This is a genomic window from Delftia sp. SD018 (assembly GCF_017355445.1).
Taxonomy (GTDB): Bacteria; Pseudomonadota; Gammaproteobacteria; order Burkholderiales; family Burkholderiaceae_C; genus Comamonas; species Comamonas acidovorans.
Genome location: NZ_JADDRN010000056.1, coordinates 1 through 14628, shown reverse-complemented (window position 1 = coordinate 14628; position 14628 = coordinate 1). Strand labels below are relative to the sequence as shown.

14 protein-coding genes and 1 pseudogene are annotated in these 14628 nt (G+C 69.6%); 5 read left to right on the top strand and 10 right to left on the bottom strand.

All coding sequences use genetic code 11. The features are described 5' to 3' along the window. Both INR38_RS28195 and INR38_RS28190 read left to right on the top strand, forming a co-directional pair. Nucleotides 1-259 (top strand): annotated as a pseudogene (locus INR38_RS28195) (hypothetical protein); the annotation flags it as partial. Between the two features lie 285 nt (nucleotides 260-544). Further along, nucleotides 545-916, top strand: coding sequence for an oxidoreductase (locus INR38_RS28190; protein ID WP_012204656.1), 372 nt, complete (start codon nucleotides 545-547; stop codon nucleotides 914-916). An 85-nt stretch (nucleotides 917-1001) separates the two neighbouring features. Here the strand turns inward: INR38_RS28190 and otnI are convergent, their stop codons facing one another. The 7 genes from otnI to INR38_RS28155 all read right to left on the bottom strand — a co-directional run bounded on the left by otnI (nucleotide 1002) and on the right by INR38_RS28155 (nucleotide 8054). Beyond that, nucleotides 1002-1799 carry a 2-oxo-tetronate isomerase gene (gene otnI, locus INR38_RS28185; RefSeq protein WP_207444562.1) on the bottom strand — a complete coding sequence of 266 codons (798 nt, stop codon included), beginning with the start codon at nucleotides 1797-1799 and terminating at the stop codon, nucleotides 1002-1004. Nucleotides 1800-1834: 35 nt separating this feature from the next. Further along, entirely contained in the window at nucleotides 1835-3118 is a 1284-nt protein-coding gene (gene otnK, locus INR38_RS28180) for a 3-oxo-tetronate kinase (protein WP_207476060.1), read from the bottom strand. Then, on the bottom strand, nucleotides 3115-4047 hold the full coding sequence (gene ltnD / locus INR38_RS28175) for an L-threonate dehydrogenase (RefSeq protein ID WP_207444560.1): 933 nt from the start codon (nucleotides 4045-4047) through the stop codon (nucleotides 3115-3117). Before ltnD ends, otnK begins: the two co-directional genes overlap by 4 nt. Next, entirely contained in the window at nucleotides 4044-5024 is a 981-nt protein-coding gene (gene denD, locus INR38_RS28170; protein WP_207444559.1) for a D-erythronate dehydrogenase, read from the bottom strand. The genes ltnD and denD overlap by 4 nt, the downstream gene beginning before the upstream one ends. 43 nt (nucleotides 5025-5067) lie before the next feature. Continuing rightward, nucleotides 5068-6399, bottom strand: coding sequence for an MFS transporter (locus INR38_RS28165; protein ID WP_207444558.1), 1332 nt, complete (start codon nucleotides 6397-6399; stop codon nucleotides 5068-5070). A 102-nt stretch (nucleotides 6400-6501) separates the two neighbouring features. After that, nucleotides 6502-7140: an aldolase gene (locus tag INR38_RS28160; protein WP_207444557.1), complete on the bottom strand. Its 639-nt coding sequence runs from the start codon at nucleotides 7138-7140 to the stop codon at nucleotides 6502-6504. Between the two features lie 146 nt (nucleotides 7141-7286). Continuing rightward, entirely contained in the window at nucleotides 7287-8054 is a 768-nt protein-coding gene (locus tag INR38_RS28155) for an FCD domain-containing protein (protein WP_013803197.1), read from the bottom strand. A gap of 119 nt (nucleotides 8055-8173) precedes the next feature. Here INR38_RS28155 and cobT point away from each other — a divergent pair, with 119 nt between their 5' ends. Beyond that, nucleotides 8174-9409, top strand: a complete 1236-nt coding sequence (cobT, locus tag INR38_RS28150; RefSeq protein WP_242699231.1) for a nicotinate-nucleotide--dimethylbenzimidazole phosphoribosyltransferase — start codon at nucleotides 8174-8176, stop codon at nucleotides 9407-9409. A gap of 20 nt (nucleotides 9410-9429) precedes the next feature. Here cobT and INR38_RS28145 read toward each other — a convergent pair whose 3' ends face one another. Further along, a complete protein-coding gene (locus INR38_RS28145; protein WP_207444555.1) occupies nucleotides 9430-10893 on the bottom strand; it encodes a PLP-dependent aminotransferase family protein in 1464 nt (487 codons plus the stop codon). A 105-nt stretch (nucleotides 10894-10998) separates the two neighbouring features. Here INR38_RS28145 and INR38_RS28140 point away from each other — a divergent pair, with 105 nt between their 5' ends. After that, the gene (locus tag INR38_RS28140) at nucleotides 10999-11745 is read left to right on the top strand and encodes a GNAT family protein (protein ID WP_207444554.1); all 747 of its coding nucleotides are present in this window, start codon (nucleotides 10999-11001) and stop codon (nucleotides 11743-11745) included. On the opposite strand, the gene INR38_RS28135 is transcribed toward INR38_RS28140, so the two are convergent. Further along, nucleotides 11721-12626: a LysR family transcriptional regulator gene (locus INR38_RS28135; RefSeq protein ID WP_026062687.1), complete on the bottom strand. Its 906-nt coding sequence runs from the start codon at nucleotides 12624-12626 to the stop codon at nucleotides 11721-11723. The genes INR38_RS28140 and INR38_RS28135 overlap by 25 nt on opposite strands. Nucleotides 12627-12769: 143 nt before the next feature. Between INR38_RS28135 and INR38_RS28130 the strand changes: the two genes are divergently transcribed. Then, the gene (locus INR38_RS28130; protein ID WP_207444553.1) at nucleotides 12770-13804 is read left to right on the top strand and encodes a tripartite tricarboxylate transporter substrate binding protein; all 1035 of its coding nucleotides are present in this window, start codon (nucleotides 12770-12772) and stop codon (nucleotides 13802-13804) included. 9 nt (nucleotides 13805-13813) lie between these two features. Here INR38_RS28130 and INR38_RS28125 read toward each other — a convergent pair whose 3' ends face one another. Further along, complete coding sequence (locus INR38_RS28125; RefSeq protein WP_347566777.1) at nucleotides 13814-14620, bottom strand: helix-turn-helix transcriptional regulator; 807 nt, start codon at nucleotides 14618-14620, stop codon at nucleotides 13814-13816. Nucleotides 14621-14628: the final 8 nt, after the last annotated feature.

Sequence of the window (14628 nt, the reverse complement as noted above, 5' to 3'; positions counted from 1 at the left end):
GGGGCCCGCCAAGCGCGGCTATGACCGCCGCGACCCTGCCCAGCACGAGGCTGCAGCCGTCCAGGAGCAATCGCGCCGAGGCGGCGTCCAGTCGGGCGACCACTTCCAGCGCAATGCCGTGGCCCGCTGCGATGTCTTCAAGAACGAAGGTGACCGCCGCTCCTGCGTGGAGCGCGTCAAGGACGGCCAGGTCAGCGGCTCCGTCGAAGGCGGCGGCGTGCTGCGCGAGTACACGGAGCAGGTTCCTGTAAGGCAATAACAGCGCTGGCTGTTGTTCACCTGAGAAAACCCGCCGGGCCACGAAGCCGGCGGGTTTTTTTGTGGGCGAATGCAGGCTCCCGCGTCAGCAGCCTGTGGTGTGCTCCCTGCCGCAGGCAGCCGGTATCGAACCTCGACCGCAGAGATCTGGCCCGCCGCCACGCCCCTGTCCACCGGATTTGACCTGGGTCATACAAACCCATTTCACCCGCCCCGGACCGGCTCACACCGGCAAGGCATTTCTATGATGGCGCCGTACTTCCCATATGGAAAAAGGATTCATCCCATGCAAGCCTTCCGGATCGTGGTCATTGGTGCGGGGCAGACCGGCACTCCCTTGCTGCAGCAATTGCTGGACGCGCCCTTCGTGCAGTTGCTTGGGGTGGCCGACCTGGATTTGAACCAGCCCGGCATCGCACTGGCACGCGCGCGCGGCGTGCCGGTCACCACACGGTTCATGGAACTGGTGGACGCGGCGGTGGACATCATCATCGACGTGACCGGCTCCCTGCAGGTGCGCGAATCGCTGCGCAGCAAGATGGTGGAGACCGGCAACACGCACACGCTGATCATGCATGAGGCGATTGCGCTGCTGATGATGTCGCTGTCGGCCGGCCGGCTGGTGGTCGGCAAGCACAGCGATCTGGAATATTCCTGAACGCAGGCGGCGGATACGCAGGACTGCCATCCGCCCCGTCCTCCCGTGCCTGGCGGATGACGGGCTGCCGCAGCAGGCGCTACAGCTACAGCCACCCCTTCATCCACCCCAGCCCTTCGCTGGTGGCGTGTGCCGCCGCGCCGCGCGCGGGGCGGTATTCGCAGCCTATCCAGCCGTCGTAGCCCAGCTGGTCCAGCAGGCGGAACAGGTAGGGGTAGTTGACCTCGCCGACGTCGGGTTCGTGGCGTTCGGGCACGCCTGCGATCTGCACATGCCCCACGCGGCCCGTGGGCAGGTACTGGCGGATCTTCATGGCGAGGTCGCCTTCGACGATCTGGCAGTGGTAGAGGTCCATCTGGACCTGGACATTGGGCTCGGCAATGTCGGCCAGCAGCGCATGGGCCTGGTCCTGGCGGCTCAGGAAGAAGCCGGGCATGTCGCGGCCGTTGATGGGCTCCAGCAGGATGGCGATGCCGTGGGGCGCGGCCAGCCGTGCGGCATGGCGCACGTTGGCGATGTAGGTTGCGCGCAGGATGTCATCGCTGGCGCCTGCGGGCTTGAGCCCGGCCATGACGTGGATGCGCGGGCAGCCCAGGGCCTGGGCGTAGGCCACGGCGCGTTCCATGCCCTGGGCAAATTCCGCTTCGCGCCCGGGGATGCAGGCCAGGCCGCGCTCGCCCGCGCTCCAGTCGCCGGGCGGGGCGTTGAACAGCACCTGCTGCAGGCCGTGGTCCTGCAGGCGGCGGGCCAGTTGCCCGGGCGCGAAGTCGTAGGGGAACAGGTATTCGACGGCCTGGAAGCCGTCGCGCGCGGCGGCCTCGAAGCGGTCAAGAAAGTCCAGGTCGTTGTAGAGCATGGACAGGTTGGCGGCGAAACGGGGCATGAAGGCTTTCCTGAAAACGGAGGCTGAGTGTGGCATCAGGCGCTTGCCAGCGCGCCGAAGGCCTTGGTGAAGAAGTCCGTGGTGCCGAAGTTGCCGGACTTGAGCGTGAGGTGCAGCCCCTGCGGCGCCAGGGGCGAGGCGGCATGGCACCAGGGCACGCCAGGGTCGATCTGCGGCCCTATGCGCATCTGCTCGATGCCCAGCGCCTGCACGCAGGCGCCCGAGGTTTCGCCACCGGCCACGACAAGCTGGCGCACGCCCATCTCGACCAGCCCCCGGGCGATGGCGGCGATGGTCTGTTCGACCAGTGCGCCGGCCTGCTCCACGCCCAGGCGGCCCTGCACGGCCTTGACGGCCGCGGATTCGGCGGTGGAGTAGACCAGCACGGGGCCGCTGGCGATGTGCTGGCGGGCCCAGGCCAGGGCCTTGCCGGCTTCGTCCTCGCCAGCGGCGATGCGCAGCGGCTCCAGCGCCAGGGCAGGGCGCCCCGAGGCGATGAAGTGCGCCACCTGTGCATTGGTGGCCACCGAGCAACTGCCCGAGACGACCGCCTGCAGGCCGGTGGCGGTTGGCAGGGCAGCGGCCTGGGCCGTGGGCTGGATGCCGAAGTTCGCGGGCAGGCCGATGGCCACGCCCGAGCCCGCTGTGACAAGCGGCATGCCGGCCAGGGCCGGGCCCAGGCGCAGCAGGTCGTCGTTGGAGACGGCATCGACCACGGCCATACCCACGCCCTCGGCCTGGAGTGCGGCGATGCGCGCGCGGATGGCGGCTTCGCCCTGTGCGACGGCCACATGGTCGATCAGCCCCACCTTGCGCCCTGTCTGCGCCTGCAGCACGCGCACCAGGTTGGCATCAGTCATGGGCGTGAGCGGGTGGTTGCGCATGCCGCTGTCGCTGAGCAGCACATCGCCCACGAACAGGTGGCCCTTGAAGACGGTGCGCTGGTTGTCGGGAAAGGCCGGCGTGGCAATGGTGAATTCGCAGCCCAGCGCGTCCATCAGCGCATCGGTCACGGGGCCGATGTTGCCCTGCGGCGTGCTGTCGAAGGTGGAGCAGTACTTGAAGTAGATCTGCGGCGCGCGGCCATTGGCGCCCTGGGCCTGTAGCCATTCGAGGGCCTGCAGCGATTGCGCAATGGCATCGGCCGGCGCGATGGTGCGCGACTTGAGCGCGACCACGACGGCGTCCACGCCCTCGTCCACCGGGCCGGCAGGCACGCCAATGCTTTGCACCACGCGCATGCCTGCGCGCACCAGGTTGTTCGCCAGATCGGTGGCGCCCGTGAAGTCGTCGGCTATGCAGCCCAGAAGAAGGGTCATGGGGATTCCGATGGAGCCTGGGGCAGGGTGACGCCCGGAAAGATCTTGATGACGGCGCTGTCGTCCTCGCGGCCATGGCCGGCGGTGGATGCCTGCATGAACATCTGGTGGGCCGTGGAGGCCAGGGGCAGCGGGAATTTGCTGTGGCGCGCGGTGTCTAGCACCAGCCCCAGGTCCTTGACGAAGATGTCCACGGCCGACAGCGGGGTGTAGTCGCCGGCCAGCACGTGGGCCATGCGGTTCTCGAACATCCAGCTGTTGCCGGCGCTGTGGGTGATGACCTCGTACAGCGCGGCAGCATCGACGCCTTCGCGCAGGCCCAGGGCCATGGCCTCGGCCGCTGCGGCAATGTGCACGCCGGCCAGCAGCTGGTTGATGATCTTGACCTTGCTGCCCGCGCCCGCGCTGTCGCCCAGGCGGTAGACCTTGGCGGCCATGGCGTCGAGCACGCCTTCGCAGGCGGCATAGGCCTCGGGATGGCCGGCCGTCATCATGGTCATCTGCCCGGACGCGGCCTTGGCCGCGCCGCCCGAGATGGGCGCGTCGATGTAGTGCACGCCCTGCGCCTGCAGCCTGGCCTCCAGCGCCACGGACCAGTTGGGGTCCACGGTGGAGCACATGAGGAAGACGGAGCCGGGCTGCAGCGCGGGGGCGATGCCGCCTTCGCCGAACAGCACGGCCTCGGTCTGCTGGGCGTTGACCACCACGCTGACGACGATGCGGCAAGCGGCGGCCATGTCGGCCAGCGTGGCGCAGGCCGTGCCGCCTTCGGCGGCGAAGGCGGCTGCGGCCTCGGGGCGGATGTCGTGGACATGCACGTGGTGGCCGGCGCGGCGCAGGCTTTGCGCCATGCCGGCGCCCATGGCGCCCAGGCCGATCACGCCGACGCAGCGTGCTGCGGGCTGTGGTGTGGAGGTGTCGTTGCTCATGGCTTGGCCGGTGTCAGGTCATCGGCGATGTAGGCGCGCACGATGGCCGTAAAGTCCTCGTCGCCGCGCAGGCCCAGCTGGTTGGCGCGCGCGGTATCCCAGCGGCCGGGCCAGCTGCCGACGATGCGCTCGACCTTGTCGTCGGGCTGCCAGCTCACGCGGTTGGCCACTTCGTCGCCAGCCACTTCGCGCAGCGCGCGCACCATGTCGCCCGCGCTGACGGACACGCCAGGCAGGTTGATGGGGCGGCGGTCGGCGACGGCGCTGGCATCGAGCTCGCAGCCTGCGACCAGGGCCTCGACGGCGCGGCGTGGCGACAGCAGCCACAGGCGCGTGGTGGCACCCACGGGGCAGTTGGCCGCCTCGCCGTTGAGGGGCTCGCGGATGATGCCGCTGGCAAACGACGAGGCGGCCGCATTGGGCCGGCCCGGGCGCACGCTGATCGTGGGCAGGCGCAGCACGCGGCCGTCGACAAAGCCGCGCCGCGTGTAGTCGGCCAGCAGCAGCTCGGCAATGGCTTTTTGCGTGCCGTAGGAGGACTGCGGGTTCAGGGCCGTGCCGTCCAGCACGGTGTCGGGCAGGTCGCCCCCGTAGACGGCCACCGAGCTGGTGAAGACCACGCGCGGCATGTGGCCCACGGCGCGGCAAGTCTCCAGCAGGGCGCGCGAGGCATCGAGGTTGATGCGCATGCCCAGGTCGAAGTCGGCCTCGGCCTGGCCGCTGACCACGGCGGCCAGATGGAAGATCACGGCCGTGTCCTGGTCTATGGCGCCGCGCAGCACCTGCGGGTCGGCAATGTCGCCCACCAGGGAGCGCACGCGCGTGTCGTCAATGGCATGGGTGGCCACCACGTCGAGCAGGTCGATCTGGTGGATGGGCCAGCGGGTGCCGGCCAGCGTCAGCGCGCCCTGTTCGAGCAGCTTGCGGGCCAGGCGCTGGCCCAGGAATCCGGCGCCGCCGGTGATCAGTACTTTCATGTGTCTTGGGGCTTGGAGCTTGAAGGATGGGAAGAAGGGCCGGTCAGCGGTTGACCATCTTTGCGGGGGTGAGCCAGACCGCGATGGCGCCCACCACGAGCACCCCCGCCAGCACGAACATGCCGGCCTGCGTGGACTGGGTCAGGTCCTTGAGGTAGCCGATCATGTAAGGGCTGGCGAAGCCCGCGAGGTTGCCGACCGAGTTGACGATGGCAATGCCCGCCGCCGCCGCCGTGCCCGACAGAAAGGCCGTGGGCAGCGACCAGAACAGCGGCGCGCAGGTCAGCACGCCGGCTGCGGCCAGCGACAGGAAGATCAGGGAAAGAACCGTGTTGTCGGCGAAGAAGGCCGTCATCGCAAAGCCCACGGCGCCCATCAGCGCGGGCACGATCAGGTGCCAGCGGCGCTCGCGGCGCCTGTCGGCGCTGTGGCCCATGAGGTTCATCACCACGATGGCGCACAGGAAGGGGATGGCACTGAGCAGGCCGATGTTCAGCGCGCCCGTGACGCCCGTGGACTTGATCAGCGTGGGCATCCAGAAAGTCAGGCCGTACTGGCCGGCGACGAAGGCGAAGTAGATCAGGCACATCCACCAGACGCGGCGGTCGGCGAAAACGGCCTTGAGCGAATGCTTCTGGGCGCCTGAGTGCTGCTGGTCCAGCTCGATCTCGCGCGCCAGCAGCTGCTTTTCGGAGGCCGTCAGCCACTTGGCGCTGGAGATGCCGTTGTCCAGATAGAAGATGGTCACCACGCCGATCACCAGGGCGGGGATGGCCTCGATCAGGAACATCCACTGCCAGCCGTGCAGGCCATGGTCGCCGTGGAAGGCCTGCATGATCCAGCCCGACAGCGGGTTGCCGAAGATGCCGGCCACGGGGATGGCCGACATGAACAGCGCCACGATCTTGGCGCGCCGGTGGGCCGGGTACCAGTAGGTCAGGTACAGGATCACGCCGGGGTAGAAGCCCGCCTCGGCCAGGCCCAGCAGAAAGCGCAGGATGTAGAAGCCCGTGGGCGTTTCCACATACATGAACATGGCCGACAGAATGCCCCAGGTGATCATGATGCGGGCGATCCAGACGCGCGCGCCCAGGCGGTGCATGAGCAGGTTGCTGGGCACCTCGAAGAGGAAGTAGCCGATGAAGAACACGCCTGCGCCCAGGCCGAAGACCGTCTCGCTGAAGCCCAGATCCTGGGACATCTGCAGCTTGGCAAAGCCCACGTTCACGCGATCGAGGTAGGCGATCACATAGCACAGCATCAGGAACGGCACGAGGCGCCAGAACACCTTGGCGTAGGCGCGCGCCGTCTCCGGAGAGTCGGCTTGGGCAGGGTGGACCCCGGCCTGGCCGGATGCGATATCCGTTGTCGTCATTTCAAGTCTCCCTTGGGTTCGCCGCTTGATGCGCCGCCTTGCGGCTGCGCGGCTGTGGATGGGCTGGGTGGTGGAATGCGGCCGTGGGCGCCGCGGTGCAAATCAGTAGCGCGCCCCGAAGGTGGTGCGCAGCTCGTCGATGGCGGCCGCGTCCAGGGGCTGCGGCCGGGGATGGGTCATGAGCCAGAGCCTTGCGGTTTCCTCCAGCTCTTCCAGCACATGGCTGGCCTGCTCCACCGAGCGTTCCCAGACCACGGGGCCCAGGCGCTCGAACAAGGCGCCGCGCACCTGGGCGGCCTGCGCGGCCACCTCGGCGGCGGCCTGCGGGTCGCCGGGGCGGCGGTAGCGGATCAGCGGGATGCGGCCCACCTTCATGACCTGGTAGGGGGTGATGGGCGGCAGCACCTCGTCCTCGCGCCAGACGCCGGACAGCGTCAGCGCCACGAGATGGGTGGAATGCGTGTGGATGACGGCACGCGCCTCGCCGTCATTGCCGTAGATGCCCCGGTGCAGGACCAGGGTCTTGGAGGGCTTGGCGCCGCTGACCCACTGCCCGCTGGCATCGACCTTGGACAGCTCGGCCGGGTCGAGCCTGCCCAGGCAGGCGTCGGTGGGGGTGATCAGCCAGCCGTCATGCAGGCGCGCGCTGATGTTGCCGGCAGCGCCAACGGTGTAGCCGCGCTGGAAGAGGCTGGCGCCGGTGGCGCAGATCTGCTCGCGGATGCGGGATTCGTCGCTCATGGGTGAACGCCCAGGCAAAGGTCAGGTGTGCCGGGTGCAAAAAGAGGTGTGACTGATATTGTCATCAGGTCATCATACAAATTTTGCGCAAAAATCCAAACAAGGTGAAAACCCTTGGCCATGCGCCAAGGGGTGGTTTCGGAGGTTCAGGGCTTGGCGGCCAGGATGTCGCGGGCCAGGCGTTCGCCGTCCTGCTCCCAGAAGCTGGCGTCGGCGCGGTGGATGCGGTCTATGGCGTTGCCCATGTGCGTGGCGGCGGCCTTGCGCGCGGCCTTGGGGTCGCCGGCCTCGATGGCCAGCACGATGCTGTGGTGCTCGCGTTCCACGGCCTTGCCGAAGTCCTCGCGCCGCGCCTCGTTGGCGCGCGTGATGCGCATGGCACCGCGCAGGAACTGCGACAGGTAGTCCAGCGTGCTGATCAGGAACGGGTTGCCCGAAGCCTGGGCAATGGCGCGGTGAAACGCCATGTCCTCCTCCACGCCATCACGGCCCAGCCGCACGGCCTCGGCCAGGGCGCTCTCCGCATCGTGGATGCGCTGCATGTCTTCTTCGCTGCGCCGGCGCGCCGCGAGCTCGGCCACCTCGGCTTCCAGCGCGCGGCGCACCTCGGTGATCTGGATCAGCGCATTCCTGCCAGCCGCCGGCAGGCCTTCGAAGTCCAGTGGCTCTATGCCTGCCGCCTTCACGAACACGCCGCTGCCCTGGCGCGATTCCACCAGATTGCGCGACTTGAGCTGGGACACCGCCTCGCGCACCACGGTGCGGCTGACCTCGAGCTGCTGCACGAGCTCGGCCTCGGTCGGCAGCTTCTGCCCCGGCTGCAGATTGCCGGCGCGGATGCGCGCCTCCAGCTGCCGGGCAACCTGGTCCGCAAGCTTGAGACCGGGCTGGATGGCCGAGAAGGAAACCGTCATGGAGGTAGTGGGGGGCTGGGGAGACACGTGTGGCAGCGATTGTCTCAGAACGGTGCGGCCTGTACGGCCTGCTGCGGCAATCGACGCCCAGACCGTCCATGGCGGCAGGAAAGAGACCGATGGTTCTGCCGGAGTTGCGCGGCGCGCCATACTTGCGCCTTTGCAATCCGCCCGCCACGCCCGCCCCGGGCCAAGGCCGCTTCGCCATGTCAACGCCCACCCCGCATTCCGCTGCACCCACAGAACACTCGCACGATGGCGCCAATGCTGCCACTACCGCTATTCCCGCCATCGCCTCGCTGGCCGATGCCGCCTTCGCCCAGCGCGTGCAGCACGCCATAGACCACAAGACCAAGCCGCTGGGCGCACTGGGGCGGCTGGAGCAGCTGGCGCTGCGCATTGCCTGCATCCTGGGCCAGGACAGCCCGGTGCTGCAGCAGCCGCAGATGCTGGTGTTTGCGGCCGACCATGGGCTGGCTGCGCGCGGCGTGTCGGCCTATCCGGTGGATGTGACCTGGCAGATGGTCGAGAACTTCATGGCCGGCGGCGCCGCCGTCAGCGTGCTGGCGCGCCAGCATGGGCTGGCGCTGAACGTGGTGGACTGCGGCGTGGCACGCGACTTTCCCGCGCGCGAGCAGGACCCCGACGACAAGCTACCCCAGCCCGGCCAGCCGCGCCTGTGGCGCCGCAAGCTGGGCTACGGCACGCGCGACTGCAGCCAGGGCCCGGCCATGACGGCCACCGAATGCGCCATGGCCCTGCGCAACGGCTCGGCCCTGGTGCGCCAGCTGCCGGGCAATGCGCTGCTGCTGGGCGAGATGGGCATTGGCAATACCTCCAGCGCATCCTTGCTGCTGGCGCGGCTGTGCGGCGAACCGCTGGCCGAGGTCACGGGTGCGGGCACCGGCCTGGATGCAGCCGGGCTGGCCCGCAAGATCGGGGTGTTGCAGGAGGTGCTGCAACTGCACGCTCAGGCCACGGAACCGCTGGATGCACTGGCGGCCATGGGCGGCTTCGAGGTCGCCACCATGGTGGGTGCCGTGCTGCAGGCCGCTGCCGAGCGCCGTGTCATCGTGGTCGATGGCTTCATCACCACGGCCGCCGTGCTGGTGGCCAGCCGCCTGCAGCCGGCCGTGCTGGAGCGCTGCGTTTTCTCGCACCGCTCGGGCGAGCCCGGCCATGTGCGCATGCTGGCCCACCTGGGTGCCGAGCCGCTGCTGGACTGGCAGCTGCGCCTGGGCGAAGGCTCGGGCGCGGCCCTGGCCTGGCCGCTGCTGGTGTCGGCTTGCGCCATGCTGGGAGAGATGGCCAGCTTTGCGCAGGCAGGGGTGAGCACGCGTTCGGAGGAGGCATAGCCGCTGGAGCCGCGCCGCGGCTAGCGCGATAACGCAGCTGCCGCCAGCTTGCCCAGCCGCCTGACCAGCGCGCCGAAGCGCGCGGCATCGGTGTTGCCATAGCCGATCACCAGGCCGTTGTCCTGGGGCAGTGGTGCCAGGGCGAAGGACGAGAGGGCGCCCGGGTTCATGCCGGCGCGCCGCGCCTGCGCCACGATGGCACGGTCGGACAGGTCCGGCGGCAGCCGCACCGTCAGGTGCAGGCCGCCGTGGCCGCCCAGCACCTCGTGCTCCACGCCCAGTTGCGTGGCAAGCGCTTCGCGCAGGGCCGCCTGGCGCTCGCGGTACAGGCGCCGCATGCGGCCCAGGTGGCGCGAGAACTGGCCGCTTTCCATGAAGTCCGCCATGGCCAGCTGCTCCAGGCGGTGGCCGCCGCGCAGCATCTCCTGCACGGCGGATGCCGCGCTGGTGGCCAGGGCCTGCGGCAGCACCACAAAGCCCAGGCGCAGTGCCGGGAACATGGTCTTGCTGAAGGTGCCCACATAGAGCACGGGCGCGTCCGGCACCTGGCCCTGCATGGCTGCGATGGGCGTGCCCTGGTGGCGGAATTCGCTGTCGTAGTCGTCCTCGATGATCCAGGCGCCGGCACGGCGCGCGCGCTCCAGCAGGTCCAGCCGGCGCGCCACCGACAGCACGGCGCCCGTGGGATATTGGTGCGACGGCGTGATCTGGATCAGCCGTGGAGGATGGCTGTCCCACAGGCCGGGCGCGATGGCTGCGCCATCCGCATCCACGCGCAGTGTGCTGACGCACAGGTCTCCCCCCGCAAAGGCCGACTTGGCGCCCCGGTAGCCGGGCTCCTCCAGCCAGGCATGGTCGCCCGGGTTGGTGAGCAGTTGCACGCACAGGTCCAGCGCACCCTGGGCGCCTTCGGTGACGATGATGCGCGAGGCATCGCAGCGCACGCCGCGCGAGATGCGCAGGTGCTGCGCAATGGCCTGGCGCAGTGCAGGCTCGCCTGCAGGATCGCCATAGTCCAGCGTGGCGTTGGCGGGAAGGCGCAATGCGCGGTCCTGCGAACGGCGCCAGGCGGGCAGGGGAAACCTGTCCAGCGCGGGCGTGCCCGGTGTCAGCGGCAGGCTGCGGTCGATGGCATGGCGCGTGGGCGCGATGCGGTCCAGGCGCCGGGCCGTGCGGGGTGCGCAGGGGGGCGCGGCGGCCGCCTCGGCGGCTGCCGTGGAATGGGTGGATACAGCCGCCACGCGCGTGCCCTGCCGGTCGGCGACCACATAGCCTTCGGCCGCCAGTTGCTCGTAGGCGATGAGCACGGTGTTGCGCGAGACCCCCAGATCCTCCGACAGCGCGCGCGAGGCCGGCAGGCGGTCGCCGGCCGGCAGGCGGCCCGCCAGGATGGCCTGCTTCAGGCGCTGGATCAGTTGGCGCTGGCGGGGAGCCGCTCCAGGGCCGGATTGCAAGGGACTGGTCAGCAGGTCGGAGGCGTGCATGCAATGGGTGGCGTGGCACCATGAAATAAGGGGGATATGGCGCTTTCAATGATGCCACGCCAGCGCTATCGTGGCCCTGCCAAATGACCTGACCAGGAATCTCCCATGCCCCCCGCACTCAACGCCCACTCCCAACCCGTAGGCCACGACCTTTCCGGCTGGACCCCGCGCCAGCGCCCGCCGCGCACGCCCATGCAAGGCCGCTACTGCCGGCTGGAGCCGCTGTCCGCCGCGCGCCATGCAGCCGATCTGTTCGATGCCTTCAGCCAGGCGCCGGACGCCAGCGACTGGACATACATGTCGGTAGGCCCCTTCGCGGATGCCCAGGCCTATCTGCGCTTTGCCGAGGCCGCCCAGGCCAGCGATGACCCGCTGCACCACGCCGTCATCGACCTGGCCACGGGCCGTGCCATCGGCTCGCTGGCGCTGATGCGCGTGGACACGGCCAGCGGCGTGATGGAAGTGGGCTTTGTCTGCTACTCGCGCCGGCTCAAGCGCACGCGTGCGGCCACCGAGGCGCAATTCCTGCTGATGCAGCGCGCCTTCGACGAGCTGGGCTACCGCCGCTACGAGTGGAAGTGCGACAGCCTGAATGCGCCGTCGCGTGCCGCGGCGGCGCGCCTGGGCTTCCAGTTCGAGGGGGTGTTCCGCCAGGCCGTGGTCTACAAGGGCCGCAGCCGCGACACGGCCTGGTTCTCCATCATCGACAGCGAATGGCCGGCGCTGCGCGCGGCCTACCAGCGCTGGCTGGAGCCGGGCAACTTCGATGCGGGCGGCGGGCAGGTCCTTTCGCTGTCCAGCCTGATGGAGCAGGGTGCGCCGCAGGCTCAGGAGACGGCAGGCGCGGCGTAGTAGGCCTGCAGCACCTCGATCAGGGCCTGCGCATGGCGCGGCAGCCGGCCCTGGTCGCGCACGAGGATGCGGCGCTCGCGCACGCTCCATGCGTCGGTCAGATCGATGAGTGCCAGCCCCATGCTTTCGCGGTTGCGCCGCGCGGCGCTCTCGGGAACGATGCCTATGCCCACGCCGGCGCCGATCATGCGGCACATGGCGTCGAAGCTGGACAGCTGTATGCGCAGCTTCATGGGCTTGCCCAGGCGCTCGGTCACACCTGCCAGAAATGTCTGCAGAGTGCTGCCCTGCTGCATGCCGATGGCGTCCTCGTCCAGCGTCTCGGCAAACGCAATGCGCTTGCGCCGCGCAAAGCGGTGGCCGCGCGGCGTGGCCAGCACCAGCCGGTCGGTGCTGAAGTGGATGGTCTGCAGGCCCAGCGTATCCACCTGGCCGGCCACGATGCCCAGGTCGGCCCGGCCGTCCAGCACGCCGCGCGCGATCTCGGCGTTGGGCCGCTCCTGCAGGTCCACATTCACGCGCGGGTGGTCGGCAAGAAAGGCGGGCAGGATCTCGGGCAGAAAGTCGGTCACGGCCGTGGTGTTGGCAAACACCCGCACATGGCCGCGCAGGCCGGCACCGTACTCCTGCAGGTCGTGGCGCAGCTGCTCGGACTGCAGCAGCATGCCGCGCGCGTGGTGCAGGAAGGCTTCGCCGGCCGGCGTGGGCCGCACGCCGCGCGCCTCGCGGTACAGCAGGGGCATGCCCGCCTGCTCCTCCAGCGCCTTGATGCGCAGGCTGGCTGCGGCCAGGGACAGGTGCTGCCTTTGCGAGGCGCGCGTGAGGCTGCCCAGTTCGGCGGCATGCACGAACAGGCGCAGGTCCGTCAGGTCGAAGTGCATGAGGGGCATGAAAGGCGAAGAGGGCATGGGCGGGGTCAAGGCTTTGTCAATTCCGAAGGCCGGGTCAGGAAATGCGCGATTGTGCGCTGGCCCGGCACGGGCAACCATGCGGGCTTGCGACAAGAACAAATGGAGACATGACCATGCCGGATTCTTCCTTTCCCCTGCCGTCGAGCCTTTTGCGCCGCCGAAGCCTGGTGGCCGCTGCACTCGCCTTGCCCCTGCTGGGCCATGCCCAGGCCTTGCCCCTGCTGGGCCATGCCCAGGCCTGGCCCGCGCGGCCCATCGTGATGATCGTCCCGCAGGCGCCCGGTGGCACCAACGACATCGTGGGCCGGCTGGTGAGCCAGAAGCTGGCCGAGGTGCTGGGCGCCAGCGTGGTGGTCGAGAACCGGCCCGGCGCGGGCGGCAACATCGGCACCCAGGCCGTGGCCAAGGCGCCGCGCGACGGGCATACGCTGCTGATGACCATCAGCAGCAGCCAGGCCATCAACCCCGCGCTGTACCGCAAGCCGGGCTTCGATCCGGTGAAGGACTTCCGGCCCATCGGCCTGATCGGCTCCGTGCCCAATGTGCTGCTGGCCCATCCCGGCTTTGCGGCCAAATCCGTGCCCGAGCTGATCGCCATGGCCCGGGGCCGGCCCGACGAGTTCCGCTATGCCTCGGCCGGCAACGGCACGCTCAACCATCTGCTGGGCGAGATGCTCAACAGCATGGCGGGCATCCAGCTGCAGCATGTGCCCTACAAGGGCGTGGCGCCCGCGCTCAACGATGTGCTGGGCGGGCAGGTGCCGCTGCTGTTCGGCAGCCTGCCATCAACGCTGCCCCATATCCAGGCCGGCCGGCTGCGTGCGCTGGCCGTGAGCGGCGCGGCGCGATCGCCGCTGCTGCCCGATGTGCCCACCATTGGCGAGACCGTGCCCGGCTACAACGGCACGCTGTGGGTGGGTCTTTTTGCGCCTGAAGGCGTGCCCGCGCCGGTGCTGGCGCAGTTGCAGGACGGCATGGCCCGCGCGCTGGCGGCCGGCGATCTGCGCGGCAAGCTCGAAGCCTCGGGCGTGGAGCTGGCCGGGCCGGCGGACAGGCCCGTGCCGCCCGCCCAGATGGCGGCCCTGCTGCGCGAGGACATCGCCAAGTGGGCGCGCATCGTCAAGGCGTCCGGCGCATCGCTGGATTGACGCAAGGCCTCAGCCCTGCGGCTCCATGGCCAGCGCGAACAGCTCGCTGCGAAAGTGGATGCCCAGCCGCGCGAAGGCGCGGTTGCGGTAGGTCTTGACGGTGGGCAGGCTCAGGCACAGGTCGCAGGCAATGCCCTCATGCGTCATGCCCTGCAGCAGCCGGGCGCAGACATCGAGTTCGCGCGGCGTCAGGTCGGGCTGTGCCTGCAGCAGGCGCATGCGCAGGGCCGGCAGTGTCTGCCGCTGCCGGGGCTGGCTGGGTGGGGTGGCCGGGGCCGAGGCCAAGGCCGTTACCACGGCGGGCTGCGCCTGCGTCAGCGCGATGTGCTTGTGCGCCAGGGCCAGCAGCACGGGCGCCATGCTCCCGAAGCGGTCGATCTGCGCATCGCCCAGTGCCCTCTGGTGCTGGTGGCGGTAGAAATTGACGGCAAACACACCGCCGTCGTCCTGGTGCTCGACGATGGACACGCGCTCGGCCATGCCGTGCGCGTCGTAGACCAGGGCGCGGTGCTCGCCTTCCACCTCCTGGGCCGTGATGTGGCACAGCGCCGTGCTGCGTGCCGGGCCTGCGTCGCCGTGGTTCCAGGTGCTGTCGCGCAGATAAGGACCCGAGAGATAGGCCCACCAGCAGTCGCGCGTGGTGTCGCGCGCCTCGCTGCTGGCCGACAGGAACAGCTGCGGCCGGCTGCGCGGGCCCGTGCGGTAGACCGACCAGGAGGCGGCGGGCAGCAGCGGGTTCATGGCCTCCAGCACCTGCCGGGCGAAGCCGGGCTCGCCCAGGCTGGCGACCATGTGGCCGATGGCGTGGCTGGGCACGTGGCCGG